Annotated in this window: 20 protein-coding genes; 9 read left to right on the plus strand and 11 right to left on the minus strand. The window is 39.0% G+C overall.

Going from position 1 to position 26,551, the window contains the following annotated elements; genetic code table 11:
• Positions 1–150: 150 nt before the first annotated feature.
• Both uvrB and MM236_RS05190 read left to right on the plus strand, forming a co-directional pair.
• A complete protein-coding gene (gene uvrB / locus MM236_RS05185) occupies positions 151–2,193 on the plus strand; it encodes an excinuclease ABC subunit UvrB (protein WP_241273884.1) in 2,043 nt (680 codons plus the stop codon).
• Between the two features lie 693 nt (positions 2,194–2,886).
• A complete protein-coding gene (locus MM236_RS05190) occupies positions 2,887–3,522 on the plus strand; it encodes an AlbA family DNA-binding domain-containing protein (protein WP_241273885.1) in 636 nt (211 codons plus the stop codon).
• 1 nt (position 3,523) lies between these two features.
• Here the strand turns inward: MM236_RS05190 and MM236_RS05195 are convergent, their stop codons facing one another.
• The gene (locus tag MM236_RS05195) at positions 3,524–4,441 is read right to left on the minus strand and encodes a 1-aminocyclopropane-1-carboxylate deaminase/D-cysteine desulfhydrase (protein WP_369415186.1); all 918 of its coding nucleotides are present in this window, start codon (positions 4,439–4,441) and stop codon (positions 3,524–3,526) included.
• 59 nt (positions 4,442–4,500) lie between these two features.
• Between MM236_RS05195 and MM236_RS05200 the strand changes: the two genes are divergently transcribed.
• A complete protein-coding gene (locus MM236_RS05200; RefSeq protein WP_241273886.1) occupies positions 4,501–5,541 on the plus strand; it encodes an RluA family pseudouridine synthase in 1,041 nt (346 codons plus the stop codon).
• Positions 5,542–6,294: 753 nt separating this feature from the next.
• Positions 6,295–10,599: an AsmA family protein gene (locus MM236_RS05205; RefSeq protein ID WP_241273887.1), complete on the plus strand. Its 4,305-nt coding sequence runs from the start codon at positions 6,295–6,297 to the stop codon at positions 10,597–10,599.
• Between the two features lie 83 nt (positions 10,600–10,682).
• On the opposite strand, the gene mnmC2 is transcribed toward MM236_RS05205, so the two are convergent.
• From mnmC2 to MM236_RS05230, 5 genes are all read right to left on the minus strand, one after another.
• Positions 10,683–11,372: a tRNA (5-methylaminomethyl-2-thiouridine)(34)-methyltransferase MnmC2 gene (gene mnmC2, locus MM236_RS05210; RefSeq protein ID WP_241273888.1), complete on the minus strand. Its 690-nt coding sequence runs from the start codon at positions 11,370–11,372 to the stop codon at positions 10,683–10,685.
• 2 nt (positions 11,373–11,374) lie between these two features.
• Positions 11,375–11,857, minus strand: a complete 483-nt coding sequence (gene ispF / locus MM236_RS05215) for a 2-C-methyl-D-erythritol 2,4-cyclodiphosphate synthase (protein WP_241273889.1) — start codon at positions 11,855–11,857, stop codon at positions 11,375–11,377.
• Positions 11,858–12,169: 312 nt separating this feature from the next.
• Positions 12,170–13,414: a M16 family metallopeptidase gene (locus MM236_RS05220; RefSeq protein WP_241273890.1), complete on the minus strand. Its 1,245-nt coding sequence runs from the start codon at positions 13,412–13,414 to the stop codon at positions 12,170–12,172.
• A gap of 56 nt (positions 13,415–13,470) precedes the next feature.
• The gene (locus MM236_RS05225; protein ID WP_241273891.1) at positions 13,471–13,674 is read right to left on the minus strand and encodes a heavy-metal-associated domain-containing protein; all 204 of its coding nucleotides are present in this window, start codon (positions 13,672–13,674) and stop codon (positions 13,471–13,473) included.
• Between the two features lie 105 nt (positions 13,675–13,779).
• Positions 13,780–15,960 (minus strand): heavy metal translocating P-type ATPase, encoded by a 2,181-nt coding sequence (locus MM236_RS05230; RefSeq protein ID WP_241273892.1) that lies wholly within the window; start codon positions 15,958–15,960, stop codon positions 13,780–13,782.
• A 211-nt stretch (positions 15,961–16,171) separates the two neighbouring features.
• On the opposite strand from MM236_RS05230, the gene MM236_RS05235 reads away from it, so the two are divergent.
• From MM236_RS05235 to MM236_RS05255, 5 genes are all read left to right on the plus strand, one after another.
• Positions 16,172–16,837, plus strand: a complete 666-nt coding sequence (locus MM236_RS05235; protein ID WP_241273893.1) for a CBS domain-containing protein — start codon at positions 16,172–16,174, stop codon at positions 16,835–16,837.
• 11 nt (positions 16,838–16,848) lie between these two features.
• Positions 16,849–17,724 carry an NAD kinase gene (locus MM236_RS05240; RefSeq protein WP_241273894.1) on the plus strand — a complete coding sequence of 292 codons (876 nt, stop codon included), beginning with the start codon at positions 16,849–16,851 and terminating at the stop codon, positions 17,722–17,724.
• 295 nt (positions 17,725–18,019) lie between these two features.
• Positions 18,020–18,967 (plus strand): pyridoxal-phosphate dependent enzyme, encoded by a 948-nt coding sequence (locus MM236_RS05245; protein WP_241273895.1) that lies wholly within the window; start codon positions 18,020–18,022, stop codon positions 18,965–18,967.
• Between the two features lie 95 nt (positions 18,968–19,062).
• Entirely contained in the window at positions 19,063–19,938 is an 876-nt protein-coding gene (locus tag MM236_RS05250) for a carbon-nitrogen hydrolase (protein ID WP_305037096.1), read from the plus strand.
• On the plus strand, positions 19,925–20,998 hold the full coding sequence (locus tag MM236_RS05255; protein WP_241273896.1) for an agmatine deiminase family protein: 1,074 nt from the start codon (positions 19,925–19,927) through the stop codon (positions 20,996–20,998). The genes MM236_RS05250 and MM236_RS05255 overlap by 14 nt, the downstream gene beginning before the upstream one ends.
• A 72-nt stretch (positions 20,999–21,070) precedes the next feature.
• On the opposite strand, the gene MM236_RS05260 is transcribed toward MM236_RS05255, so the two are convergent.
• The 5 genes from MM236_RS05260 to porG form a co-directional block, all read right to left on the minus strand.
• The gene (locus MM236_RS05260) at positions 21,071–21,625 is read right to left on the minus strand and encodes an OmpH/Skp family outer membrane protein (RefSeq protein WP_241273897.1); all 555 of its coding nucleotides are present in this window, start codon (positions 21,623–21,625) and stop codon (positions 21,071–21,073) included.
• Between the two features lie 20 nt (positions 21,626–21,645).
• The gene (locus tag MM236_RS05265) at positions 21,646–22,179 is read right to left on the minus strand and encodes an OmpH/Skp family outer membrane protein (RefSeq protein ID WP_241273898.1); all 534 of its coding nucleotides are present in this window, start codon (positions 22,177–22,179) and stop codon (positions 21,646–21,648) included.
• Positions 22,180–22,181: 2 nt separating this feature from the next.
• Positions 22,182–24,878 (minus strand): BamA/OMP85 family outer membrane protein, encoded by a 2,697-nt coding sequence (locus MM236_RS05270; RefSeq protein ID WP_241273899.1) that lies wholly within the window; start codon positions 24,876–24,878, stop codon positions 22,182–22,184.
• Positions 24,879–24,885: 7 nt separating this feature from the next.
• Positions 24,886–25,623, minus strand: coding sequence for an undecaprenyl pyrophosphate synthase (gene uppS / locus MM236_RS05275; RefSeq protein WP_241273900.1), 738 nt, complete (start codon positions 25,621–25,623; stop codon positions 24,886–24,888).
• An 84-nt stretch (positions 25,624–25,707) separates the two neighbouring features.
• On the minus strand, positions 25,708–26,478 hold the full coding sequence (gene porG, locus MM236_RS05280) for a type IX secretion system protein PorG (protein WP_241273901.1): 771 nt from the start codon (positions 26,476–26,478) through the stop codon (positions 25,708–25,710).
• Positions 26,479–26,551 lie beyond the last annotated feature (73 nt).

A 26,551-nucleotide genomic window follows, 5' to 3' on the forward strand; every position in this document is an offset into this window, starting at 1 on the left:
GATACGCTCTAATTGCGTTTTACAAATTTGCTATTTGAAGCCAATAGGAGTCAATGACACAAGAGTCAGAAGAATCAGATTTGGAAAAGTGAATTTATTAAAACTATTTGGTAGTCTTTCGTTGTTTAGCATTGATAGCCCAAAGACAATATGGATTTTAACTTACAATCAGAGTACAAACCAACAGGTGATCAGCCAATAGCCATTGAGCAATTGGTTCATGGAATCAATGAAGGTGATCCTGCGCAAGTTTTGTTGGGAGTGACAGGTTCTGGAAAAACATTCACTGTAGCTAACGTCATTCAGCAAGTTCAAAAACCAACTTTGGTATTGAGCCACAACAAAACCCTCGCCGCCCAATTGTATGGAGAGTTCAAGCAGTTTTTTCCGGAGAATTCGGTGGAATATTTTATCTCCTACTATGATTACTATCAGCCTGAGGCTTTTATTCCTACCAGTGGAACTTACATAGAAAAAGACCTTTCCATCAATGAAGAGATAGAAAAACTTCGATTGAGTGCAACTTCTGCACTTTTGTCGGGAAGGAGAGATGTGATTGTAGTAGCTTCTGTATCCTGTATCTATGGTATTGGAAACCCTGACGAATTTGCCAAAAATGTCATTCGACTTCAGGAAGGAGACAGAATCCCCCGAAATCAATTGCTTTTCAAATTGGTAGATATTCTCTACAGCCGAACCAATGCTGACCTTACACATGGTACTTTCAGGGTAAAAGGAGATACGGTTGATGTTTTCGTCGCTTATGCGGATTTTGCATATAGGATTTTCTTCTGGGGAGATGAAATCGAAGCGATCCAAAGAGTAGACCCCGCCACGGGAAAGAAAATTTCTGACGAGAAAATTATCTCAATTTTCCCTGCCAACCTTTTTGTAACCGGAAGAGATGTAATCGATACAGCCATTCATGAGATTCAAGATGATATGATGGCTCAAGTTTCGTTTTTTGAAAAAGACATGAAGCTTATAGAGGCCAAGCGACTGAAAGAGCGGACAGAATTTGATTTGGAAATGATCCGTGAATTGGGCTATTGTTCGGGTGTGGAGAACTATTCGCGCTATTTTGACAGAAGGATGCCTGGAACACGGCCTTTCTGTTTGTTGGATTATTTTCCTGATGATTTTTTATTGGTCATAGATGAAAGTCATGTCACTGTACCCCAAGTAAGGGCAATGTGGGGTGGTGATCGGTCCAGAAAGGTGAATTTGGTGGATTACGGATTCAGATTGCCATCAGCTTTGGATAATAGACCTTTAAAATTTGATGAATTCGAAAGTTTGACAAATCAAGTGATCTATGTAAGTGCCACGCCAGCTGACTATGAACTTGCTCAGACGGAAGGTGTGGTTGTGGAGCAAATCATCCGTCCTACAGGTTTGCTGGATCCATTGATTGAAGTAAGGCCAAGTGCCAATCAAATAGATGATCTTTTGGAAGAAATAGACCAGACGATCAAAACAGATGCAAGGGTTTTGGTTACAACCTTGACCAAAAGAATGGCAGAGGAATTGCAAAAATACCTAGAGCGAACAGGTGTAAAAAGCCGCTATATCCACTCAGAAGTGAAGCCTTTGGATCGTGTTGAGATCTTGAGGGAATTGAGACTGGGTGTGTTTGATGTGTTGGTGGGAGTGAACTTGTTGAGAGAGGGTTTGGATTTGCCAGAGGTTTCTTTAGTTGCCATATTAGATGCTGATAAGGAAGGTTTTTTGCGAAATGAAAGGAGTTTGGTGCAGACAATAGGACGAGCTGCCCGAAATGAAAACGGCCGTGTAATCATGTATGCAGATAGGGTTACAGATTCCATGAAAATGGCCATTGATGAAACCAAGCGAAGAAGAGGTGTCCAAATGGAGTACAATGAAAAACATGGTATCACGCCAAAAACTATCCTCAAGTCCAGAGAGAAAATCATGGGGCAAACCAAAGTCGCTGATAGCAAGAAAAATGCGAAACTGTATCAGGAGAATCTTGAGTTGGAAGCGATGGTTGCTGCCGATCCATTGGTTCAGTATCTCAGCAAAGACAAACTGGAAAAGTTGATTGGCCATACACAAAAGCAAATGGAAAAAGCAGCCAAAGAACTCAACTTCATGGAAGCAGCGCGTCTGAGAGATGAATGGCAAGGAATGAAAAATCGTCTTGCTGACATGGAGAGAGGAGTCAAGAAATAAACCTCCAAACCTTTGGGGTTTCCCAAAACCCCGAAGGTTTGTGCCAATGAAAAGCGAGAGAAGAGAAGCGAGCAGAAAGACCTAAAGAAGTGTGAAGATGAAAAGTGTCAAAATTTCAGTTCGAGATTTCTCCCCGCAATTCTGCGGGACAGGCTCCACGCCTCCCTTACGGGAGGTAAATTCGAAATGACCACCAAGTCACCTCGATCCTGAAAGCATTGGGGAGAAGCTTGTCCCACAGAATTGCGGGGAGGTCTAGTCCTTTCATTGATGGAAGCGAGACAGAAGCAGGGATGAGATCAACCACGAAGTGCCTGTCCCGAGAATCGGGAGCTTCAACATTTCAATAACTTGTCCGCCGTGACGGAACCCCGGATTGCTATCCGGGGATCAAAGTCGATGAGCGAAACAACAACCCCGAAGCGTCTGTCCCGACAGTTTCGGGAGGTTGAACTCTACTAATTGTAAGAAAAAGTGTCAACTATTTTCAGGATGAGACAGATGCAGGAAAGTTAAAATTGAACATGGAATGTGAAATTTTTCGTTAAATTTCTCCTTTTAATTCTACGAGGCAAGCTACTCTAGTCGAAATAAATTGTCTCTAAAACGAGGGGTAAGTGTAAAATAAGTCTCAACTATTTTAAAAATAAATTTAAACATAACGCCAAACCCTTTTCAATAAAAATCAGCAACATGACATTGCAAGACATCCATAGATATGCACAGCAAGGAGAGGGCTTGAAGATTGAATTCAAGAAAAAAGCAGCTTATCCTGAGAAAATCGTCAGGGAACTTATTGCTTTGGCAAATACTGAAGGTGGGGTTTTGCTGATAGGTGTAGATGATGATGGAACTGTAAGCGGTCAGCGATTTATAGAAGAAGAGGTTTTTGTGATGGAAAAAGCCATCAGGGAAAGGATTTTTCCCGTCCTAGATTATGAAATTGGTGTTTTTAAACTGAATCCGAAAAAAGGAGTAGCTGTATTTCAAATCCCTAAATCAGATGGAAGACCACATTATCTCAAAGAAGATGAAAGAAAAAAAGCTTATATCCGAGTAGGCGACAAGACTGTACAGGCAAGTAGGGAGGTTTGGGAGATTTTGAGGAGAGGAAAAAATCCCAAAGACATCGTTTTTACCTACGGTCAAAAGGAAACCATTTTGATGCAAGCCTTGGCAGAACGTGAGCGGATTACCTTGAAGGAATTCGCATATCTGGCAAAGTTGCCTAAGTTTTTAGCTTCCAAAACACTCATAAGGCTGGTATTGGCTAATGTACTAAAGATTATTCCCCAAGAACTCGAAGATCAGTATATGCTCAAGTCATAATTTACAATGGAAGCGATAAGCCATATCGATGATTGAAACCTGCCAAACCCTGCAATCCACCAGTGTGGAGGATCAGGATTTTTGAACCTGACTCTATTTGATCATCCTTGATCATTTCAAACAAGCCATAAATCATTTTTCCTGTATATATCGGTTCTATCGCAATTTCAAATTCTTTGTAAAACCACCTGACAAAATCAATCAAATCAGAATTGACTTTACCATAGCCACCAAAATGATATTGGTCAACAACTTGCGTCTTTCCTTCTGGTGTAATTTTATACTTTTCAAGTAGGAATTTTATTTCGTCATGGATAAAATCACCTTTCAGGGAAGAGAAACCCATAAGGATTTGATCTTTGTTGATTTTATTTGCAAGGCCTGAGAATGTGCCTCCAGTTCCAATAGAAGTAGTAATATGAGTAAATTCCGAATCATCTTGGGATAAAATTTCAGTTGTCCCTTTGATAGCCTCTTCATTGTTGCCACCTTCTGGAATCATGTAAAAATTCCCAAACTTTTCTTTCAATGAAACTAAGAAATCGCTTTCGGTTTTTTTTCTGTATTCTTCCCTGCTCACATAATGAATATGCATACCATGCTCCAATGCACTAGCGATAGTTGGGTTTAGCGGGAGTGTTTCCTCTCCTCGAATTATGCCAATGCTGTGGAGGTTTGCTGATTTTGCGGCAGCAGCACTTGCGTAGATATGATTGGAGTATGCACCGCCAAAAGTCAAAATAGTGTCATGTCCCTCACTTATTGCTTTTTCCAGATTGTATTTTAGTTTGAAAAATTTATTACCAGAAGCAAGTTCATGGATTTGATCCAGTCTTTTGATCGAAACTTCTATTCCTTTGTCCTCCCAAAGTGGGTAAGAGATTTTTTCGGTGGTGATCGATCGTGGTATTAGCATCATTGTTGGATTTATATGGGCAAATATCCGAAACTTTGTTAAACTAGCCTTACTTTTGTACCATGGCAGAGGAATTTGAATTAGAAAACTTCGAAGAAGAGGAAGTAGAGCTTTTTGAGCATTATAGTTTCAATATAGACAAAAAACAGTCTTTAATAAGGATTGATAAGTTTTTGACTGATAAAATAGCAAATTCGACTAGAAACAAAGTGCAGACAGCGATCGATAATGGTCACATTACTGTCAATGGAGGTGTAGTCAAGTCAAATTACAAAATCAAACCAATGGATGAAATCAAGGTTTACTTGGAAAAACCTGTGATGAACTCCGAAGTAATACCCGAAGAGATTCCATTGGATATAGTTTTTGAAGATGAATATCTTTTGATTATCAATAAGCCAGCAGGAATGGTCGTACATCCAGCCCATGGTAATTGGACGGGGACTTTGGTCAATGGGTTGGTGCATTATTTCAATCAATTGCCAGAATTGCCAGGAAACAGCGGTAGGCCTGGATTGGTGCACAGGATTGATAAAGATACATCGGGTCTGCTTGTTATCGCAAAATCCGAGACGGCGATGACTGATTTGGCAAACCAATTTTTTCACCATACTATAGACAGAACATACTTGGCATTGGTTTGGGGAGAACCTCAAGAGGATGAAGGAACGATCAATGCACATGTAGGTAGAAGTGCCAAGGATCGAAAAGTGATGGCTGCATTTCCAGATGGAAGTGAGGGCAAGCACGCGATTACACATTATAAAGTAATCAAAAGATTGAGATATGTTTCCTTGATACAGTGCAATTTGGAGACAGGAAGAACCCATCAGATCCGTGCCCACATGAAGCATATTGGCCATCCTTTGTTCAATGATGCGATGTATGGAGGAGACAAAATCAGAAAAGGAACACAGTTTTCGAAATACAAATCATTTATCCAAAATTGCTTCAAAATAATCCCAAGACAGGCGCTTCATGCGAAGTCCCTTGGTTTTGTACACCCTATCACCAAAGAAAGGATGTATTTCGAGGCGCCATTGCCAGAAGATTTTTTGACTGTATTGGAAAAATGGGATCAGTATGTAGTTTATGAAAGTTGAGTGCCAAATTTTATTTTGTTCAAATCCAAACAATAGAAAATGCATCGGTGCTTTTTCATTCATTTGGACCTACTGATTCGAAATCTATAATCAAGCTCGAAAAGAGGCTGAATTTTACTCTAATTTAGCCTCTTTTTGTTTCTGATACTGAATAACTAAAAGCTTTTAGCGTATTTAAGTGAGGTGGAAACTGATATGCAGTTATCAAGTTTTCAATAATTGAATTTTCGCAATCGTTGTAATTATTATTCGATCAAATAAAACGGCTTAAAATTAAATATAATGTAAATTTTTTAGCATTTCGTTATAATATTTTCAAGAATAAAATTTGGTGCTTATCTTTGTAAGGTAATCAGAGATAAAAAGTGTCTCTTTTTAATGTTTGAAGTGAGACGGTCACGATTCAAGAAATGAATAGAGGTTCGATTCCTTATCAATCATCAGGTTATTTTGGGTTTATTGTTAATTGACTAAGCTATGAAATTGTATTTCATAGCTTTTTTTATTTCTATTTGTGGGAGTTTGTTTGAATTTGGTAATTTTATCCATCGATTTTTACCACAAACATACCATAAACAATGGATTTTTGCGTTATCCAACATGCCTTGGCCTTGAGAGTAAATCTCAATCTCTTATCAGGGTGTGATATTGTCTTAAAACACTTCTTTTACATTCTAATTGTATTACTTTTACTTTAGTAGAATGATGATGCCTGATTCAAAAAGCCAAAATGAAAAATCAAAAAACAATGGTTTGAAGTATCTCAAACCAATTGGAATCGTCATGGCTATTCTTTTGACGCTACAGATCATTATTTATTATTCCTCTGATTTTTTTTTAAGAAGCTATGTCAAGCAGAAAGTCAGTGAGTCTTCTGAAGAAAAATATGAAGTGGATTTTGATAGATTTTACATTTCTCTTTTTCAAAGAGGGATTATTTTTGAGGGTTTCTCACTCAATCCAGTCGATGAGGTATTTTCTGATTTGACGGATATTCCTTATTATAAAATATCTATTCCTCAGATATCAATCACGCGCTTAAATTATCTTTTTAGAAAAAAAGAATTGCAATTAGGGATGATTCATCTCAAAAGCCCGTCGATTGAGTTTCGATTGGAAGATGAATTGGAAGAAATGTACCAAGAAGGTGAGACTTCTGCACTGAAATTACTGGAAGAAGAAATCAAAAAATCTTTCGGAGACATAGGTTTGGAGGAAATTAGGATCAAGAATCTTAATGTTGATGATGCAGATTTATTATTTAAGAATTTTATTTCTCAGCGTGCCATAAAAATGGATAATGCAAATATCCATCTAAAGGATATTCAATTGTTGAATTCCAGAAGTCCAGAAACGCCTTTCAATGCAGAAGGCTTCACCTTGGATTTGGAAAATTTTGAGATTTTATTGGCTGATAGTGTTCATACTATTCAGGCTCAAGAAGTTCATGTTTCTTCTTTAGACCAGTTTATTAAAGCAAAAAAAGTAGATATTACACCTGATTTAGACAGATTCTCGACCAATTATTTCCAAATCAGTCTTGAAGATTTAAAGTTGACAGATGCTGATATCAATAAGGTTTTTTATACCTCTGAAGTCGAAGTAGGAGAGTTGAAATTACTAAAGCCAGAATTTGTATTGTATACCACTGTCAATGAATCTAAATCAGATAAAGGGATATTTGATTTGTACGAATTGGTAAAGGGGATTCTTAGTGCAATCTCAATCCAAAACTTAAATATTGAAAAAGGGAAGTTCACCCAAAGAGATGTGAATGACCGCAAAAACCATAGAATAAAAGCTGATCAGATAAACTTTGAAATGCAGGAGGTCTATGTAGGTCCAAATGAAATCAAAAAGAGAGATCAGTTTTTTTATGCGCAAGAAGCATCCCTTGAACTTAAAAAAGTAGAAGTCGCTCTGGGAGATAAAATTCACTTGATTAAAAGTGAATTGGTGACTTTGTCCTCTTTTACTGATGACATCAATATCCAAGAAGCGGTCATAGCTCCTATAGACGACCTTCAAATCACCAACGAAGTGACCCTATTTGAAATCAAAGTGCCAGAATTGGGTATTAGTAAAGCCAATCTAAGGAAGATCTACAATGAAGGGATTATTGATATAAAAGATGTTTTTTTGGATCGTCCCGAAATTGTACTTCGGGATGTCGTTGGAGATTTTGATGGGGAAAGTAAGCCTTTTGATTTACAAGGATTGACGGAAGATTTTTTGAAAGCTATATATGTCCAAAGGTTTGAGGTAAACCAGGGTTCATTGGTAGTTGACAATAAGATTAGGGTAAGGCAGGATAGCATGTCTTTTGGAAACATCAGTTTTGTTTTGGAGAAATTTGCCTTGGATGATTTTACCAACAAAGGAGATCGAAAAGGATTCTTTTTGGCGGAAGAACTCCAATTGGAGTTGACAGATTATGCGCTAAAACTGGCTGATAATTTGCATGTTTTTAAGGCCGACAGGTTGTTTTTGGATACCAAAACTTCTAGAGTCCAAATTGATGGTTTTTCCTTAAAACCTTTCTCGCCAGATCAAATTCAGGTTTCTTTAGATAGATATGATAAAAATACAATATTGGATATTTCGGTGCCTCATTTTTTGGCTACTGGCGTGGATATTTCAGAAGCCATTTTCAATGATAAACTCAAAATAGATCAAATCCGTGTTCCTTCACCTAAGATCAATGTCTATAGCTACAGAAGTAAAGATGATGATGAGGAGGATGAAAAAGTGGAAAAAGAAGAGATTCTTGATTTGCTTAGAAATTATTTTAGTGAAGTTTCCGTCGATTCGCTCATCTTGATCAAAGGAAGTCTAAATTATGAAAACTATGTGAGAGACAGGATGCGGACATTTGCAGAAGATAATGTCAGCATAGCCATTAAGAATTTCCACATTCATAAGGATACCAAACCCGAAGATTTTAGACTGCTTTATTCTGAAGAGGTGGATTTGAGGTTGAACAATTACGTATTTAGCATCGCGGATGGGAAATACAATATCATCGCAGATAGAATAAATTTCAATACTTCTAGAGAAGAAATTGTTACGACAAATGTCCGGCTAACACCAAGTAATTCTACGGACTTTAAGACACAGGTTTCTGCAATTATCCCGTCACTTTCATTCACAGGAGTAGATCTGGAAGCATTCCTTTTCGACAACAGCCTTAGTTTGAACAAAGTGAAATTTTCGGGCTCCTCGGTAAATGTTTTGGTCAATCGTGACTTGGATGATGACGACAATTCTCAGACTGCAAAAAGCAGGGAGAGGACTTTGCCAAAAACAATCAATACCATAAATATCGATACAGTATCTGCTGAAAATGCAAATTTCAGTCTTTCTTTTCAAGAGGAGGGGAGCAGAAGAGAATTAGTGAATACAGGGATCAACCTTTCTGTATATGATTTCCTGCTAGATTCAGCAATTTTGGCAAAAGGTGATATTTCAGGTTTCTTTGGTGGATTGGCTCTTGATGTCGATGAGTTTTGGTTGACTCTGTCTGACAGTATCCATAAAGTGACATTTTCTAAAGTAGAGTTAGATACAAGGTATGAGGGTGTTTTGTTGAATAACCTGAGGGTGATTCCCAATACTTTGTCTGGAAACCCGGGCTCTCCTGTGTTTTCTGGCCATATTCCCACAGCTTTGATCAAAACATCCGCTTTAGCGGATATCCAAATGAAAAAAGACCTTTGGATCAGTGAATTGAGATTGTTTAGACCGGACATTGAGATTTTTTTGGATGATGTAGATGTGAAAGACCAAGAAAAAGAATTGAAAGAAGATGTAGAATCAGTGCTGGAAACCATCAGGATCGATGAATTCGAAATTGTGGATGGCAATGTGGCTATTTTCAATAAGGATACCTCCAAAGACCCAAGGCATTTCAATAACCTGAATATCACATTGGATAAGATGCATCTAAATCTAGATGATTTAGAGAATTTTGATAAATCAGATATCTTAAAAAAGGAATTTGAAGTTAGTATTCCAAATTATAAATTTTATACAAAGGACTGTTTGAACGTAATAAATATCGGCTTAGCTACTGTTAGAAACGATTTGATTTCTCTTCAAAATGTCACTATGAAACCTAGAATTGGGCGCTTTGCTTATGCTAGGCAAGTGGGGAAAGAAACTGACATTGTAGAAATTTTTATTCCTGAAGTCTTGGTGCACAATCCAAATCTGGAGTTGCTGATAGATCATCAAGAGCTTCAGGCCACTTTGTTGGAAGTTTTAGATCTGGATGCAGTTATTTACAGAGACAAAAGATTTCCTGCTCCAGAAGGTGTGTACAAGTTCATGCCTCAAGAGCTCATGAAACAAGTTGGGTTTGTAGCTCAATTGGATACCCTTGATTTGAAAAATGGAATAATAAAGTATGTGGAATTCCCTAAAAATGGGCTGGTACCAGGGAAAATCCATTTTGCAGAGCTTTATGCTACCATATTCCCTTTCCACTTGGGTAAGGATCAAGAAAACTATCAAGTGGAACAGGCTACACTTCTCGCATCTGCAAAACTTAATGGGGAAGCCGCACTCAACCTTCAAGGCGAAATGTCCTTTGTTGCACCTTACCCAATGACACTCAATGTGCAAATCGGTGAGTTTGACCTTCGATCGATCAATTCCATTCTAATCCCAAATGCATTTGCCCAGATTAGGGAAGGGACAGTCAAAAGTGGTCATTGGAACTTTACAGCGGATAATAAAGAGGCTGTAGGAAGTATGCTTTTTCTTTACAATGACCTCAAGCTTGACCTATTGGATGAAAGGACATTGGAAAAAGGTCTTGGAAGAAAGAAAATTTTAACCTTTGTCTTAAATGTGTTTGCTGTGCGAAGTAACAATCCCCGCAAATTCCCAAGGAACACAGTAAGAGGGTCAATCTACGAACCAAGGAATACCGAGAAATTTATATTCAATTATTGGTGGACTACCACTATTTCTGGCTTGAAGGGAAGTGTAGGCCTCGGGCAATCAAAACCACCAAAAAAACTTCCCATCTTGAAGAGGAAAGAGGATGAAAAATAACGCGAAATTAGTTAGTTTTTAAAGAGGGTTTTTTATTCTCATTTGACTAATAATCAATTTGTAGCGTGATTCTTAAAAGCGACTTAGAAATTCTTCTTTATTGCTCTAGTCATTTCTTTTTTTCCTGGAGGGCCAGGTAGCGTTTCCACTGTCAATCCTAACTCTTGCAAGTCTCTTTTGAGCTGTCCTTTTGCAGAGTAAGTCATAAATAGCCCTTCAGGGTTCATGAAATCAACCACCTTTGAAAGAATTTCTTTTGTCCAAAGCTCTGGCTGCTTGCTTGGTGCAAAAGCATCATAAAAGACGATGTCCGAAGGGTACAATTGTGCTTCCTCCAATGTGACAATATCTTTTTTCATGTTGAAATATTCAGTAACTACTCCTCCTTCATTCCAAGGCTCTTTGTGTAGAATTTGGAAAAATGGTTCGTAATGCATGATCGTTTCATCGATCTTGGTATAATTCAATTGCGAATAAATTGCTTCTTCCAAAGGAAATGGCTCGATGCTATGGTAGAGTACCGGGATTTTGTTTTGCTCTGCCCACACCAAAGTGAGCCAGGCGTTCAATCCTGTGCCAAAACCTACCTCAAAAATGCGGATTGGTTGAATGCCTTGATTTCTCGTAAACCATGTTTCCAATCCATAAAGCATAAATACATGTACAGACTCCCTATATGCACCATGAAAAGAATGGTATGATTCGTTGAGTTCAGGAAGAAACAAAGAATGAGATCCGTCCTCTGTGGTGATTATCTTAACTTCTCTTGACATAACTACTTTTTTTCAATTAATACGGCACAATAAGCTGAAACACCCTCTTGTCTGCCTACAAAACCTAATTTCTCAGTTGTGGTTGCTTTGATTGAAATATCTTCTTCATCGATTCCCATGACTTCGGCAAGGCATTTTTTCATTTCAGGAATATGCGGATTGATCTTTGGGAGCTGAAGGCAGATAGTAGAATCAACATTGCCGACCTGATAGCCTTTGTCACGTAGGAGAAGCATTACATCTTTGAGAAGTATTTTGCTGTCAATTCCTTTGTACTGTGGGTCAGTATCGGAGAAATGAAAGCCAATATCTCGCATATTTGCAGCACCTAACAGGGCATCGCAGATCACGTGGATCAATACATCCGCATCAGAATGGCCAACAGCGCCTTTTTCGAAAGGAATTTGTATTCCTCCCAACCAAAAATCATATCCTTCTTTCAGTTGATGGACATCATAACCAAAACCTACTCTAATTTTTCCCATTTTTTAAATAAAATAATTAATTCACGTGATTTTCTGGTGTTTCAAAATGACTTCTGTTTTCTCAAGGATTACAGAGGCGCAACGGTTGCAATGCAACTACCTGAAAACAGTTGACTCTTTTTTTATAATTACGAGCTCGCTTTTGAGCCAAGTCATTTCGATCCCGAAAGCATTCGGGAGAAGCCTGCCCCGTAGAATTTCGGGGAGAAATCTCCAACCGAAATTTAGATACTGTTCTTTTTCCTGCTTCTTTAGGCCTTACTTCCTAAGCCCCTTAATAACCTAATCAACTAATAACCAATTCCCAATACCTTAACTTGAGGCCTTACTCTTATAATATAATACCGACGAATTTTCTTCTCTCAGAAGTGTATTCGCCCAATCCAAGATTTTCTCAGAAGGGATTTTGGTTTTTTTCTCGTACTCTATTTGGTTATAATCAGGATTACCCAAATGGGCATAATACGCCAAACTCATCGCTCTATTCAGAAGTTGGATAGATTCATAGGTCTTCATGGCTTCTGCCTGATTTTTTACTTTGGATAGAATGCTGTCTGATATTGTGTTTTTCTTAAACTCCTCTATAACTTCATCCAAAGCCAATTCAGCATCTTCGGCACTTTGTCCCTTTTCCATTTTTCCGGAAAATACCATCAATCCAGGATCCACCGTGCCAAGAACATACCCGCCCACAGATGCGAAAATGTCACCGTTTTTGACCAAAGCTTGCTCTAAAGTGGAGGATCTGCCAAACCCAAGGATATCAGTAATCAAATCGGCTTCGAGATAGCCTTGATGCATTCTTCCTGGCACATGATACACTTTGTACAATGCGTCAGTCGGTACATCGGCTTCAATAAATTTTGTCTTTTTATTGATCTGTGGCAATTCTTCGGTGATGGTTTTCTTTGGGATTTCTCCTGAAGGAATATCAGCAAACCATTTTTGCGAAAGTTGTTTCACTTGTTCAAGTGTGACATCTCCAGCCACCACCATGACAGCATTGTCTGGTCTGTAATGGGTGAAGTAGAATTCCTCTACATATTCCTTTTTATAATTTACAATATCTTCAATGTTTCTGCCGATTGTAGGCCATCTGTATGGATGTCTATCGTAAGCCATCTCTCGAATATGATGGAAAACATCCCCGTAAGGTTGATTCAGATATCTTTGCTTGAACTCTTCAATGACTACCTTTCTCTGCGTCTCTATCGTTTTTTCATTGAGACTCAAGTGCATCATCCTGTCAGACTCCAACCAAAAGGCCGTTTCTAAATTGATAGCTGGGAGGGTGATGTAGTAATTTGTGATATCTGTATTGGTAAATGCATTGCAAGAGCCACCAACTTTCTCAAGCGCTGTATCGAATACTGGAACATGCTTAGAACTGCCAAACATCAAATGCTCAAAATAATGCGCAAGCCCTGTTTTACCTTCGATTTCATTCCTTGAGCCAACTTTGTACAAAGTATTGACCACGGCGATTTTGGTACTGTGATCCTCGTGGACTAGTACGTGTAAGCCATTGTCAAGTATGAATTGTTGGTAGTTAATCATATTATTGTTTTGGGCAAAGCTAAGAAAATAAAGCTATTTGATTGAAGATTGTTCCATCAAATCTTTTCCGCTTTATAACCTGATCTTTCCAGCGCTGCTGAAATCTCAATTTCAGTAGCTTCTCCTTCCACAGTTAGAATCCTATCCGGGTGGGTCAGATCTACTTTCCATACTGTTTTCCCCATTTTTTCCATTTCTGGAGTGATTGCAGCTACACAAGCTCCACATTTCACGTTAGTCTTAAATTGCTGTGTTTTCATGTGTTTAAAATTTGTTTTTCAGAGGTCACATGGTTGATAATCATCCCAGTGTGTGACGTTCTTCGTCATGCCTGTCTGCCCCAGGCAGGCTTGATTTCATATGTTTCATCTTTTTAGTCTCAAACTATTCATTACCACCGAAACCGATGAAAGTGCCATCGCAGCCCCAGCTACCATTGGATTCAAAAGGAAACCAAACATAGGAAATAACACTCCCGCAGCTACAGGGATTCCAATGATATTATAAATAAATGCCCAAAATAGGTTTTGATGGATAATTTTAATGGATTTTTTGGTGAGATTTAATGCTTTTGGAATATCAATCAAATCTGAATGTACCAAAGTGATCTCCGCGATGTCCATAGCGATATCTGTCCCGTGACCTATTGCAATACTCAGGTCAGCAACACTCAAAGCCTCACTGTCATTTATTCCATCTCCCACCATCCCGACTTTTTTTCCTTGAGATTGGAGTTTTTTGATGTATTTCGATTTGTGTTCTGGAAGCATCTCTGCTTGATAATGTGCTACTCCTACTGCTTTGGCAACCATACTGGCAGTTTTTTCCTGATCTCCAGTGAGCATATGAACTTCGATATCCATTTTTTTCAAGATAGCAATTGCTTCTTTGGAAGTTTCCTTTATGAGATCTGCTATTTTAAAGAATCCGAGTATTTGGTTATTTTTGGAAGCAAAAACTACTATAAATCCTTCTTCCAGCGCATTTTGAGACTTTTTTTCAAGTTCAGGGTGGAGGATTGTTTCTGAAGTTTTTATCCATTTTAAATTACCAACTTTATAGATTTGGTTCTCAGCTACTCCTTGTACACCATGTCCTGTCATACTTCTGAAATCCTGGATTGCCATTTCTTCTGCTGATAAATAATCTGCAATAGCATCCGCTAGCGGATGCTCACTTTTCTTTTCTAAGCTATAAATAACCTGCCTATCCAGCTTTGTGCAATTTCCCATTTCCACAAACTCAGAGACTTTAGGGCTTCCTTCCGTAATGGTGCCTGTCTTGTCAAGAATGATGGTGTCAATTTTAACTCCCTTTTCCAAGCTCTCCGCATCTTTGATCAAGATGCCCATCTCTGCACCTTTTCCCATTGCTGTGATGATTGCAGTTGGTGTTGCCAACCCCAAAGCACATGGGCAGGCAATGACAAATACTGTAATCATTGCCATCATTCCTCTCAGCCAAGCTTCTTCCACACCACTGAATCCCCAAACAACCATTGTAAGCAAGCCTATCAATAAGACTGCAGGAACAAAAACCGACGCTACTTTATCTACCAGTTTCTGTACAGGTGCTTTAGATCCTTGTGCAGATTTGACTCGGTCTACAATTTGGGATAAAAGCGTGTTTTTGCTGATCTTTTCTACTTCAAATACAAAACTCCCCGCTTGGTTGATTGTACCCGCAAAGACTTGTGAATGCAAGGACTTCAAGATAGGTATGGGTTCTCCTGTCAGCATATTTTCATTTACATAGGATTCTCCTTCGATAATTTTTCCATCCAGAGGGATTTTTTGCCCAGGTTTGATCAATATCAATTCGCCAAGCTGAACGTCGATAGTTTTTTTGGTAAGCTCTTCCCCATTTTTTAAAACAATAAGATCAGTCGGCTGCAATCCCATCAGTTTTTTCAAAGCCTCGCCTGTTCCTGCTTTAGCACCAGCTTCCAAGGTTTTTCCCAATAAAATAAAAAACAAAATCACTGCTGCGGCCTCAAAGTACACATGCGGATCAAGTCCCTTCACTTCTAGGAATGAAGGGAAAAATGTATTGAAGCTACTATACAAATAAGCAATTCCAGTACTGATTGCTACCAAAGAATCCATATTGGCGCTAAGATTTTTGGTTTGATTCCATGCGCTTCTGAAAAATTGATTGCCAAAAACAAATAGAATTGGTGTTGTAAATGCCCACATAATGAAGTTTCCATATGGCAAATTCATCCAAAACATTCCAATGATAAATACTGGCAAAGCTAAAAGCCCTGCATAGATTGTCTTGGCTTTGATTTTTTTGTAAGCGAGCCGCTGCTTTTCTTCTAATTCTTCTTGTTCAATATCGGCTATCAGCAGATCATATCCTGTTCCTTGGATTTGTTTTTGAAGTGCTTCCAAGGTTACTGTTTTCTCGTCCCATTCAATGGTAGCAGCATGGTTGGCATAATTTACCGCTGCCAACTTAACCCCGGGTTGGGATTTTAGTGTGTTTTCCACAGAAATGGCACAAGCAGCACAACTCATTCCATCTACAGGGATTTCCTTTTTCATACCTTTTCCTATTCATTTATACCAGCAAAGGTAGAGCGTAAGACTTTGGTTGGCTTACAAAATTTTTGATAAAGGTTATGTAAGGTTAAAAAAACTAATATTTCATTTTATCTTTAATCATTTCCCTATTCCATTATTTTCTCCCTTTTCCCGAACCTCTTATATCTATATTTAGTTTTATAATTCAATAGCAATTTAATATCTTTAGAACATGCAGGCCTACGACTTTATAAATAATCTGATTCCGCCATTGAAAGTTACGGACAATGCCAAAAAAGCATTGGCTTGGATGGAAGAAATCCGTATCAATGTCTTGCCTGTAGTTGATGATGGAGAATTCAAAGGCTTGGTAACTGATGATTTGATTTATACAGTCAATAACCCCAACCTAGAGATAGGGAAAATGGAAACCGAATCACTGGCTTGTTTTGTATACCAGGACAAACATATTTATGATGTATTGAGAGTTGCTTCCGAGCACCATTCTAATATGGTAGCAGTGTTGGATAGAGACCTGAGGTATTTGGGAGTGATCACGATGGAGGACGCAATTGCGGCATTCACCGATAGTCTTTCCATTCAGGCACAAGGAGCCGTTGTGGTACTTTCGATGTTTATGACCGATTATAGCATGTATGAAATTTCTCGCGTGATCGAATCGGAAAATGCCAAGATTTTATCCAGTTTTATTACAGTTGACCCTTTGGATGATAGCAAGATTAAAGTGACTCTAAAACTCGATAAAGTCGAATTGAGACATATCAAAGCTACATTAGAAAGATTTGGCTACAGAATTATCGATCATTATCAGGAAGAAAATGAACCTGATAGAGAGCAAGATCGTATTGGAAATCTATTAAGATTTTTGGACATTTAAACCAACCATAAATGAACATCGCAATTCACGGGATAGGATTTCCCAAAGAATTTGTACCTCATATTGAGCAATTGATTGCTAGCTTGAAATCCCATAATATCAGGATTTTTTTTACGGAAGCATTTTCAAAATCACTCAAAAAGAATAATGTTAAGTTAGATGGTTATGAGCCACTAAACCCAAAAACCCTCGTAGAGCAAATGGACTTTGTCCTGTCTGTGGGAGGGGATGGAACCCTACTGGATACCGTCTGCTTGGTTGGTGAATACGAAATTCCGATTGTGGGGATCAATTCCGGTAGATTGGGATTTTTGGCGACTGTAGCAAAAGAAGAAATAGAAAATGCAATCAATCAACTTATATCAGGTCAATTTGCTGTAGAGAAAAGAGCCCTTGTATGTGTCAATACAGAAAAGCAGATTTTCAATGGGATTAATTTTGGATTGAATGAATTTACCATTCATAAAAGAGATACCTCCTCCATGATTACCATTCATACCTACATTGATGATCAATATCTAAATAGTTACTGGGCTGATGGTTTGATTGTAGCCACGCCTACTGGATCTACAGGATATTCTTTGAGTTGCGGGGGGCCATTGATCACCCCAGGAGCTAGGAATTTTGTGATTACCCCAGTAAGTCCACACAACCTCAATGTCCGACCAATTATCATTTCGGATGAAAGCGAAATGTGCTTTCGGATAGAAGGAAGAGGTGAAAAATTTCTCGTTTCTTTGGATTCTAGGTCTACTACTGTCGACGCCACAGACGAGCTGAAAGTCAAAAAAGCAAGCTTTTCTGCCAATCTTGTCAAATTTCACGATTACCATTTCTTCGATACCCTCAGACAAAAACTCAATTGGGGATTTGATATGAGGAATTAGGAGATTTAGATATGAGATTTGAGACGTGAGATATGAGTGCCCTGAAGGGGCATTTGATATAAGCATCGGGTCATGACCCGATGTGAAAAAGAATCCAGTTTAATTTTTGCCCAGAAAGGGCAATTGAAAACAATTCGGCATTCAAAAAGAAGGCAAGAAAATAATGTCAACTAATTTCAGAACTAGACATTTGATCTAAGCAACATTGAAAACATTGCCTCTTAAAAATCTCCTCTCTGAGAATGAAAAATATACATACCAACCCTCTAACTCTAATTCATCAGACTATTTTCCCATGCAAAACTTCCCAACTTTAGAAGATATAAAGGCAGCACATCAGCGAATTCAGCCATACATTCACCGTACACCCATATTGAGTTCATCGGCAATCAATGAACTGGCTGAATGTAAAGTGTTTTTTAAGTGTGAAAACTTCCAAAAAGTAGGAGCATTCAAGGCTAGAGGGGCTGCAAATGCAGTAGTCAAACTCACGGAGGAGCAAAAGAAAAATGGAGTAGCTACTCACTCATCTGGTAATCACGCAGCAGCTTTGGCTCGGGCAGCAACTGTGGCTGGAATTAAATCATACATCGTTATGCCATCTTCTGCACCTGAAATCAAAAAGAAGGCAGTCAAATCCTATGGAGGTGAGATCATAGAATGTGAGCCCAATTTAATGGCAAGGGAAACTACTTTAAATGCAGTAGTAGAAAAAACTGGAGCCACATTTATTCCTCCCTATGATTATTTCGATGTCATTGAAGGACAAGCCACGTGTGCTTTGGAAATGTGGGACGAAGGAATTGACTTCCATACCATCATGGCTCCAGTAGGCGGAGGAGGGCTCTTGGGAGGCACTGCACTGACTACCAAATATAATTCACCTACAACCAAAGTTATTGGTGCAGAGCCAGAAGGGGCTGACGACGCATTTAGATCATTTCAGTCAAAAAAACTAATCCCCATGCAAGGGCCAAACACCATAGCGGATGGATTATTGACATCTTTGGGCATATTGAATTTTGAAATCATCTTGGAGTATGTGGATGATATTCTCACGGTCAATGACGAAGAAATCATCGCTGCAATGCGTCTGATTTATGAAAGAATGAAAATCGTCATCGAACCCAGCTGTGCAGTCCCATTGGCAGCTTTGCTCAAAAACAAAGAGCATTTCAAAGACCAAAATGTTGGGATTATTCTAAGTGGAGGAAATGTGGATTTAGGGAAATTGCCTTTTTGAATTTCTGTTAACAAAAAAAATATGTTATTTTTTAAAAAAATGGTTTAGATTTAAACCATTAATTGCCAATTCTACATATAAAATAAATAATCGACTTGAAAAGAAGAGTTAAAGTTGGTCTGGTTCAGAATTCCTGTGCCAAAGACCTTTCAGAAAACAGAAAAAAGGCTGAAGAAGGTATTAGGGAAGCTGCTGCAAATGGCGCTCAGATCATATGCTTACAGGAGCTATTTGGTTCACTATATTTCTGTGATGTAGAAGACCATGCCAATTTCGAATTGGCAGAAAAAATCCCAGGCCCTTCTACAGATTTTCTTTCTACTATATCCAAGGAATTGGGAATCGTGATCATTGCATCCCTCTTCGAAAAAAGAGCCGAAGGACTGTACCACAATACCACGGCAGTCTTGGATACAGATGGGACTTACTTGGGGAAATACAGGAAAATGCATATTCCAGATGATCCAGGATACTATGAAAAATTCTATTTCACACCAGGGGATTTGGGATACAAGGTGTTCAAGACAAAGGTTGCTACGATAGGAGTTCTGATCTGTTGGGATCAATGGTATCCGGAAGCTTCAAGGATTACGGCTTTGATGGGAGCAGAGATCTTGTTTTATCCTACTGCCATTGGTTGGCACAAGGATCAAGATGAGACCACTAACAAGGAGCAATACCACGCTTGGCAGACCATCCAAAAATCCCATGCTGTAGCAAATGGTGTCCCCGTGGTTTCGGTGAATAGGGTTGGGATAGAAGGAGATATGAGATTCTGGGGAGGTTCTTTTGTGACCAATGCCTTTGGTTGGGTGACTTATCAGGCCAGTCACGAAGACGAAACGATTCACGTCGAAGAATTGGACATGGAAAATTCCGACAGATACCGCACACATTGGCCTTTCCTAAGAGACAGACGCATAGAAACCTACAGCCCAATCACCAAGCGCTACATAGATGAAGACGAATAGCCTCTCACAAAAATCCGAGGGACAAGCAACGCCCAAGGAATTGGGATATGCATTTCCTGCTGAATTTGCCCCACATCAAGCGACTTGGCTGAGTTGGCCACACAAGGAAGCCTCTTGGCCGGGAAAGATCCATACCATTTTCCCTGCTTATGCAAATTTTGTAAAAGCCTTGGCCGCTGTAGAAGAAGTGCATATCAATGTAGCAGATCAACAAATGAAGTCCTTCGCCACGAAGCATTTGGAGGCAGTAGGTACGGACTTGTTAAAAGTCTTTTTTCATGATTTTCCTACCAATGACGCCTGGTGCCGAGACCATGGCCCCGCTTTTTTGACAAATCCACGCTCCGATCAGCCCAAGGCTTTGGTAAAATGGAATTACAACGCCTGGGGAGGAAAATATCCACCATTTGACCTTGACAATCAAATTCCACATCACATCGCAGCATACAGAAATATCCCATGTTTCACACCTGGCATTGTCATGGAAGGAGGTTCCATAGAAGTCAATGGAAAGGGCACACTTTTGACTACCGAAGCTTGCCTTTGCAATCCAAATAGAAACCCACACCTTACCAAATCACAGATAGAAAAGTACTTGGAGGATTATTATGGAGTGGAGAACATCCTTTGGCTAGGGGATGGGATTGAAGGGGATGATACAGATGGGCACATCGATGACCTGACCAGATTTGTCAATGAAGACACCGTGCTGACAGTGGTGGAACACAACAAGAAAGATGTCAATTACAAGCCACTGAAGGAAAATACAAAATTACTTCACAAGCTTAGGCTCGAAAATGGAAAGCAGTTGAGTATAATCGAATTGCCTATGCCTGCTCCAATCATATTTGAAGACATGAGGTTACCGGCTTCTTATGCCAATTTCTATATCGCCAATGACTTGGTTGTAGTGCCGACTTTTAGGGATGACAATGATGAAAAAGCATTGGAGATCATCGCATCTGCTTTTCCAGAAAGAAAAGTAATAGGCATAGATTCCTTAGACTTGATTTGGGGACTCGGCAGTTTTCACTGCTTAAGTCAGCAAGAACCTGTATAAAATAAGAAAGCCCCAAATTTGGGGCTTTTTTAATATTTGTAACCTTGCATTTACAGGGCAACTAATTTCGGATTAGTTAGATCCACCTTGTACTCCACCTTGTGGAATTGGAATCCCTAACTTAGTCAAAACCAATTCAGTGAATTTGTCATCATCTCTTGTATAAAGCAATACTGGAGATTGTCCAGCAGACTCAGAGAATATATGAGTATAATTGTTCTCTGCTGCTACTGCATTGATTGCGTTGAATACCTTAGTTTGAACAGGCTCCAAAAGTTCTTGCAATTTTCTTTGGTAAGAAACCTGAGTGTCTTCTTGATACTTCTGAAGATCTTGTTGAAGTTTTGTTAATTCTTGAACTTTAGTGTTTCTAGCTTCTTCTGTCATAGTTTGTGCTGCTTGCTCGTAAGCCTGCACTTGTCTTTGGAAATCCCCAGTCTTAGTTTGAACTTGAGTTTGCAATTGTTGTGAATAATCTTGGATATCTGCACCGATTTGTTCCATTTCTGGCATCAAGTCCATAATCAATTCAACATTGGTATAACCAATTTTCACATCTTGAGCCTGAGCTACGAATCCTACGCAAAAGATAGCGATTGCCGAAAGGATAAATTTTGCTTTCATCATTTTAGTTTTTATTTGTTTTTTTATTTGTTTTCTATTCCTAATTCTTCCAATACAAACTCGGAGTAATCATGACGGGGATCTGTATAGATCAAGCCCATATTGGCAGCTTTGTCATGCAAGGCAGCAAGCCCATTTCTTTTGGCCACCCGATCGATGGCGTCAAAGATTTTGGATTGTAGTGGTTGTAGCAATTCTGATTGTTTTTGGTAATATTGGCCATTGATGCCAAATACCCTGTTGTTGAATGCTACAGCACCCTTTTGCTTCTCCTCGATCGCTGACATGCGCTCTTGGTACATTTCCTCTGTCAATAGTACTTCCTCCGCTTTGAGGTTTGAAAGCATTTCTTTCACTTCTCTTTCCAAATTTTGTGCCTCTTTTTTCCAGGCCGTATTCAGTGCTTCCAATTCATTCTGAACAAGCTTGTAGTCAGGATGTTTGTTCAGAATATACTCGGAGTCTATATAACCCCATTTCTGTGCAGCTACTTGTTGAATACCTGTTGCCAGCACCAATATTGCTGACAAAATTAACAAATTCAAGAAATTTTTCATGCTTATCTGAATTGTTGTCCAATTGTAAAGTGGAATTGAGGCCCACTTCTTTGATTGGTTCCTGGAGCATTGTCAAATCCATATCCCCAATCAATACCCAATAAACCGAATGCCGGCATAAATATCCTTGCACCTACACCCGCAGACTTGTAAAGGTTATACGGATTGTATTCTGCGTAGGATCCCCAGTTGTTCCCTGCCTCAGCAAAGCCAAGAAGGAAGATTGTAGCTGATGGATTTGGCGATACCAAAAATCGCAACTCCATGACATGTTTGTTGTAAACAATACCTCCATAACCCTGAGTAGAATTTTCATCGAATCTAGTATCAGCTCCAGGTGTAATCGTTTGGTTTTCATAACCTCTAAGACCAACAATTTCTTGACCTAAAGCAAAGTTGTTGAAGGTCATTCCATCTCCACCCATCACAAACCTTTCCAATGGAATTATTCCAATCCTATCACCATATGATCCTAGGAAGCCCATGTGTGTTCTTGCACTTACCACCCATTTTGTAGATCCAAATACTGGCGTATAGAAGGTAGCATCAAACATCCACTTATGATATTCCAACCATTTGAATCTTTCTTCATCGGGTGATTCCCTGTTGATGTTTTTGTTCAGAGATGAATAGGGAGGTGTGAATGAAGTAGCCAAAGAGATGTTGGATCCAAATCTTGGATAGATAGGGCTATCTACATTGTTTCTAGTAATGGTAGTATTCAACGCCAAACTGTTTGACCTTCCTGTGCCATAACTCAAACCAAACTGCCTTCCAAATTCATCAAAATTGTAGATTTGAAATGCGAGTGAATTACTAATCATAAAGTAATCATCTGGCCAAGTAATTCTTTTTGCCAATCCCAAAGTTGCTCCTGTGATTTGGAAAGAGCCAACTTCTCTTCCTGGGTTTGCCCCGAAGAAATCTAATTGTCTCTGAACAGAGTGGTTAAAGCTTAAGCTAAGTGCATTTGGTTTCTTACCTCCAAACCAAGGTTCGGTTAGGGAAGCACTGTAGTTTTGGAAAGACCTACCATTTGCCTGTACTCTCAGGGAAAGTTTCTGTCCATCTCCTACTGGAAGAGGTCTCCATTTTTCAAAATTTCCGATGTTTTTGATAGAGAAATTATTGAAAACCAAACCTACTGTCCCAACAAAGCCGAAGAATCCTCCCCATCCACCAGATAATTCTACTTGGTCATTAGGTCTCTCTTCTAGTTTAAACACAATATCCACAGTAGCATCTTCAAAATTTGGACGCATATCAGGTTCTATATTTTCCGGATCAAAATACCCTAATTGAGAAAGCTCACGAATCGTTCTTACTAGCAAACTTCTATTGAATTTCTGACCTGGAAGTATCCTAATTTCCCGCATCACAACATGATCAGATGTCCGCTCGTTTCCTTCTATGGATACAGAGTTTACCGTTACCTGAGGGCCTTCCAAAATCCTCAATTCGATATCGATGGAGTCATTTTGGACATTTACTTCTACTGGATCAATGTTGAAAAACAGATACCCATCATCTTGGTATAGGGAAGATATATCATCTCCTTTTTGCGGATCATAATTTAACCTGTTGCTTAATTTTTCCTTGTTATAGACATCACCTTTTTGGATACCTAATTTTGCCAACAAAACGCTATCGGAATAGATGTAGTTACCTGTAAAATTAATGTCTCTATAATAGTATTTGTTTCCTTCTTCTAAAGCCAAACCTACGTTGATGGTGTTTTCTGTAAATTTGTAAACTGTATCAGAAAGGATTTCAGCATCTCTAAATCCTCTGGAGTTATAAAAGTCTATCACTTTTTCCTTGTCTTCCCTGAAGTCCTTAGCCACGAATTTTGACCCGTTGAAGAAATTCAGCTTGAAGTTTTTGTTCATATAGGTGATCACCTCTTCGTCAGATACTGGGTTTCTATAGACGATAGCTTCTTTTGCTGACTTCGGAGTTGTATTGGTAAGCCTGCTGTATATTTCTCTAAAGATGTGTAGACGTGGATGTTCTTTCGTGCCTTTAAGTTTGCCCTTTACTTTTCTGTCACTGATTTCTTCATTTCCATCAATGATTATTTCATTGATTTTAACTTTTGATTTGGTGTCCACTGCAAATTTCAACTTCACGCTATTTGGCAAAGTAGTGTCTCTTTCTTGAATGACCTTTACTTCGGTATTCAAGAAACCTTTATCTACAAAGTATTGACGGATATTTCTTTGGGAGGTGTTTAGTACATCATCTCTGACAATTCGTCCTCGAATTTTTACTTTATCCTTCAATTCACTTTCTTGGGTTTTGTTGACACCAGAAAACTCCACGATGCTAAATCGAGGCCTTTCTGTCAAATCCAATAAAAGATAAATATCATCACCTTCAATCTTCGTCACCAAAATTTTGACATCCCCTATAATCCCTTGTCCCCAAAGTTTTTTGAGTGCATTGGAAATCGCATCTCCAGGGACAGAAATCATGTCGTCCACTTTCAATCCTGAAAGGGAAATAATCGCAATTTCATCAAGTGTTGCAAGGCCAACAGCCTTAATCTCTGCTATCCTAAACTTTTGCGGTTTTGAATAATTAAGTTCCAAAATATCCACCGGTTTTGGAGATACATATCGACTCTGACCCAAGCGAATCTGAGCATGAAGTGAACCTGCCGTAAGGAGGAAAGCTAGGATAATAAAATACTTTTTCATCAATTATTTATGATTTAATCTGAGTTCCGGTTTTACCAAACCTTCTCTCTCTCTTTTGATAATCCAGAATCGCAGCTTCTAAATGCTCCTTTCTGAAATCGGGCCACAATACATCTGTAAAGTACAGCTCTGTATATGCCATTTGCCAAAGTAGAAAATTGCTGATTCTCAGCTCTCCACTCGTCCTGATCAATAGTTCAGGATCGGGCATGTCATTGGTATTTAAATGGGAAGCAATCGCTTCCTGATTTATATCTTCTACGGTCATTTGACCATCGACTACTTTTTTGGCAATGTTTTTTACAGCTTCTTCCAACTCCCACCTTCCACTGTAGCTCAAAGCAAGATTCACTCGGACTCCAGTGTTGTTCTTCGTTGTTTCTACTGTGTTTCTGAGGTTTTTTTGCATTCCTTCAGGCAGACTTCGGATGTCCCCTATTGCAGTCAGCCTTACGTTGTTCTTGACCATCCTTGGAAGTTCGCTGATGAAACTATTGATCATAATTTCCATCAATGCGCTAACCTCGTCCGCTGGTCTAGACCAATTCTCTGTAGAAAATGCATAAAGTGTTACGATTTTCACCCCCAAATCATCGGCTGCTTCAATGGTATCCCGTACCGCTGCCAAGGCATGTTTATGCCCAAAAATTCGCATAGCTCCCTTTTTTTGCGCCCAGCGGCCATTGCCGTCCATTATAATCGCTATGTGTTGAGGGATTTTTGTACTGTCTATTGATTCCTTCATTCCGTTCAAATCCAAATACGGTGGTTTTTTGGAGGTACAAAAATGCTATTTCTTTTTCAATATTCTAACCTAACGGTCAATTAATTAATAAGCGTAGCATTTATATGAGTTTATGGAGTAGCTCAAAGTTACCCCCAAAAAATAATACCAATCTTTGTCACTGTAATTTCCAAAGTATATTGCATCGTAATTGTTTGCTGGAATTGGTTGAGGATTACCATCAGGGTCTACAGGAAGTGAAAATCTAGGTTTGCTGTCGATTCTATCCAAGAAATCCGTAAATGTTGCCCGGAAACCCATTTCAGTAGCTAAAGTCCAATTGTTTGTAAGTTTATACTTTACCCCTATACCAAAGGGTATAACAGGTGTGCCCAATGAATATCGACCTCTATCATCATTTCCATCAAAATTGAATGCACCCTTTCCGGAAAATAAGGTAAATCCAAGGCCAAAGAACCCATATGGTGAAAACCTATGCTCTGATTGTGGATGTAAATAATCCAGAAAATGATATTCCATCACTGCCGATGCTTCAAAGATGTTTCCTTTGAAGTAGGCATTACGGAATTCAGCAACTGGATCTATTGGATTGATACTATCTGCAGCACTGATACGGCCATAGGATAACCCGGCTCTCAGTGACCATACATTGTCAAAATTTCGTCTGCCAAACAACGTGCCTTGAAGCCCTACCCTGCCCTTATCCAATCTCCTTACAAGATCACCAGAGTAAGCAGCTACTCCCAAACCTCCCCCAATTTCATATTGCTGCGCTTTTGCTTCTTGAAAACCATTGAGGCTAAAGAGGCAAATCACAATCAAAAACGAGTAAAGATAAAAGTTGACTTTTTTCAAGACGTTGCAATTTATGAAGTACTAAACGATATAAAAACCTACTTTGGTATTTACAGGGTTAATTTATGTTAAG

This window comes from Belliella calami (assembly GCF_022549695.1).
GTDB classification, from domain to species: Bacteria; Bacteroidota; Bacteroidia; order Cytophagales; family Cyclobacteriaceae; genus Belliella; species Belliella calami.

Coding starts and splice junctions, on each gene's coding strand:
- uvrB (WP_241273884.1), top strand. CDS start 151: ATGGATTTTAACTTACAATCAGAGTACAAACCAACAGGTGATCAGCCA.
- MM236_RS05190 (WP_241273885.1), top strand. CDS start 2,887: ATGACATTGCAAGACATCCATAGATATGCACAGCAAGGAGAGGGCTTG.
- MM236_RS05195 (WP_369415186.1), bottom strand. CDS start 4,441: ATGATGCTAATACCACGATCGATCACCACCGAAAAAATCTCTTACCCA.
- MM236_RS05200 (WP_241273886.1), top strand. CDS start 4,501: ATGGCAGAGGAATTTGAATTAGAAAACTTCGAAGAAGAGGAAGTAGAG.
- mnmC2 (WP_241273888.1), bottom strand. CDS start 11,372: ATGTCAAGAGAAGTTAAGATAATCACCACAGAGGACGGATCTCATTCT.
- ispF (WP_241273889.1), bottom strand. CDS start 11,857: ATGGGAAAAATTAGAGTAGGTTTTGGTTATGATGTCCATCAACTGAAA.
- MM236_RS05220 (WP_241273890.1), bottom strand. CDS start 13,414: ATGATTAACTACCAACAATTCATACTTGACAATGGCTTACACGTACTA.
- MM236_RS05225 (WP_241273891.1), bottom strand. CDS start 13,674: ATGAAAACACAGCAATTTAAGACTAACGTGAAATGTGGAGCTTGTGTA.
- MM236_RS05230 (WP_241273892.1), bottom strand. CDS start 15,960: ATGAAAAAGGAAATCCCTGTAGATGGAATGAGTTGTGCTGCTTGTGCC.
- MM236_RS05235 (WP_241273893.1), top strand. CDS start 16,172: ATGCAGGCCTACGACTTTATAAATAATCTGATTCCGCCATTGAAAGTT.
- MM236_RS05240 (WP_241273894.1), top strand. CDS start 16,849: ATGAACATCGCAATTCACGGGATAGGATTTCCCAAAGAATTTGTACCT.
- MM236_RS05245 (WP_241273895.1), top strand. CDS start 18,020: ATGCAAAACTTCCCAACTTTAGAAGATATAAAGGCAGCACATCAGCGA.
- MM236_RS05255 (WP_241273896.1), top strand. CDS start 19,925: ATGAAGACGAATAGCCTCTCACAAAAATCCGAGGGACAAGCAACGCCC.
- MM236_RS05260 (WP_241273897.1), bottom strand. CDS start 21,625: ATGATGAAAGCAAAATTTATCCTTTCGGCAATCGCTATCTTTTGCGTA.
- MM236_RS05265 (WP_241273898.1), bottom strand. CDS start 22,179: ATGAAAAATTTCTTGAATTTGTTAATTTTGTCAGCAATATTGGTGCTG.
- MM236_RS05270 (WP_241273899.1), bottom strand. CDS start 24,878: ATGAAAAAGTATTTTATTATCCTAGCTTTCCTCCTTACGGCAGGTTCA.
- uppS (WP_241273900.1), bottom strand. CDS start 25,623: ATGAAGGAATCAATAGACAGTACAAAAATCCCTCAACACATAGCGATT.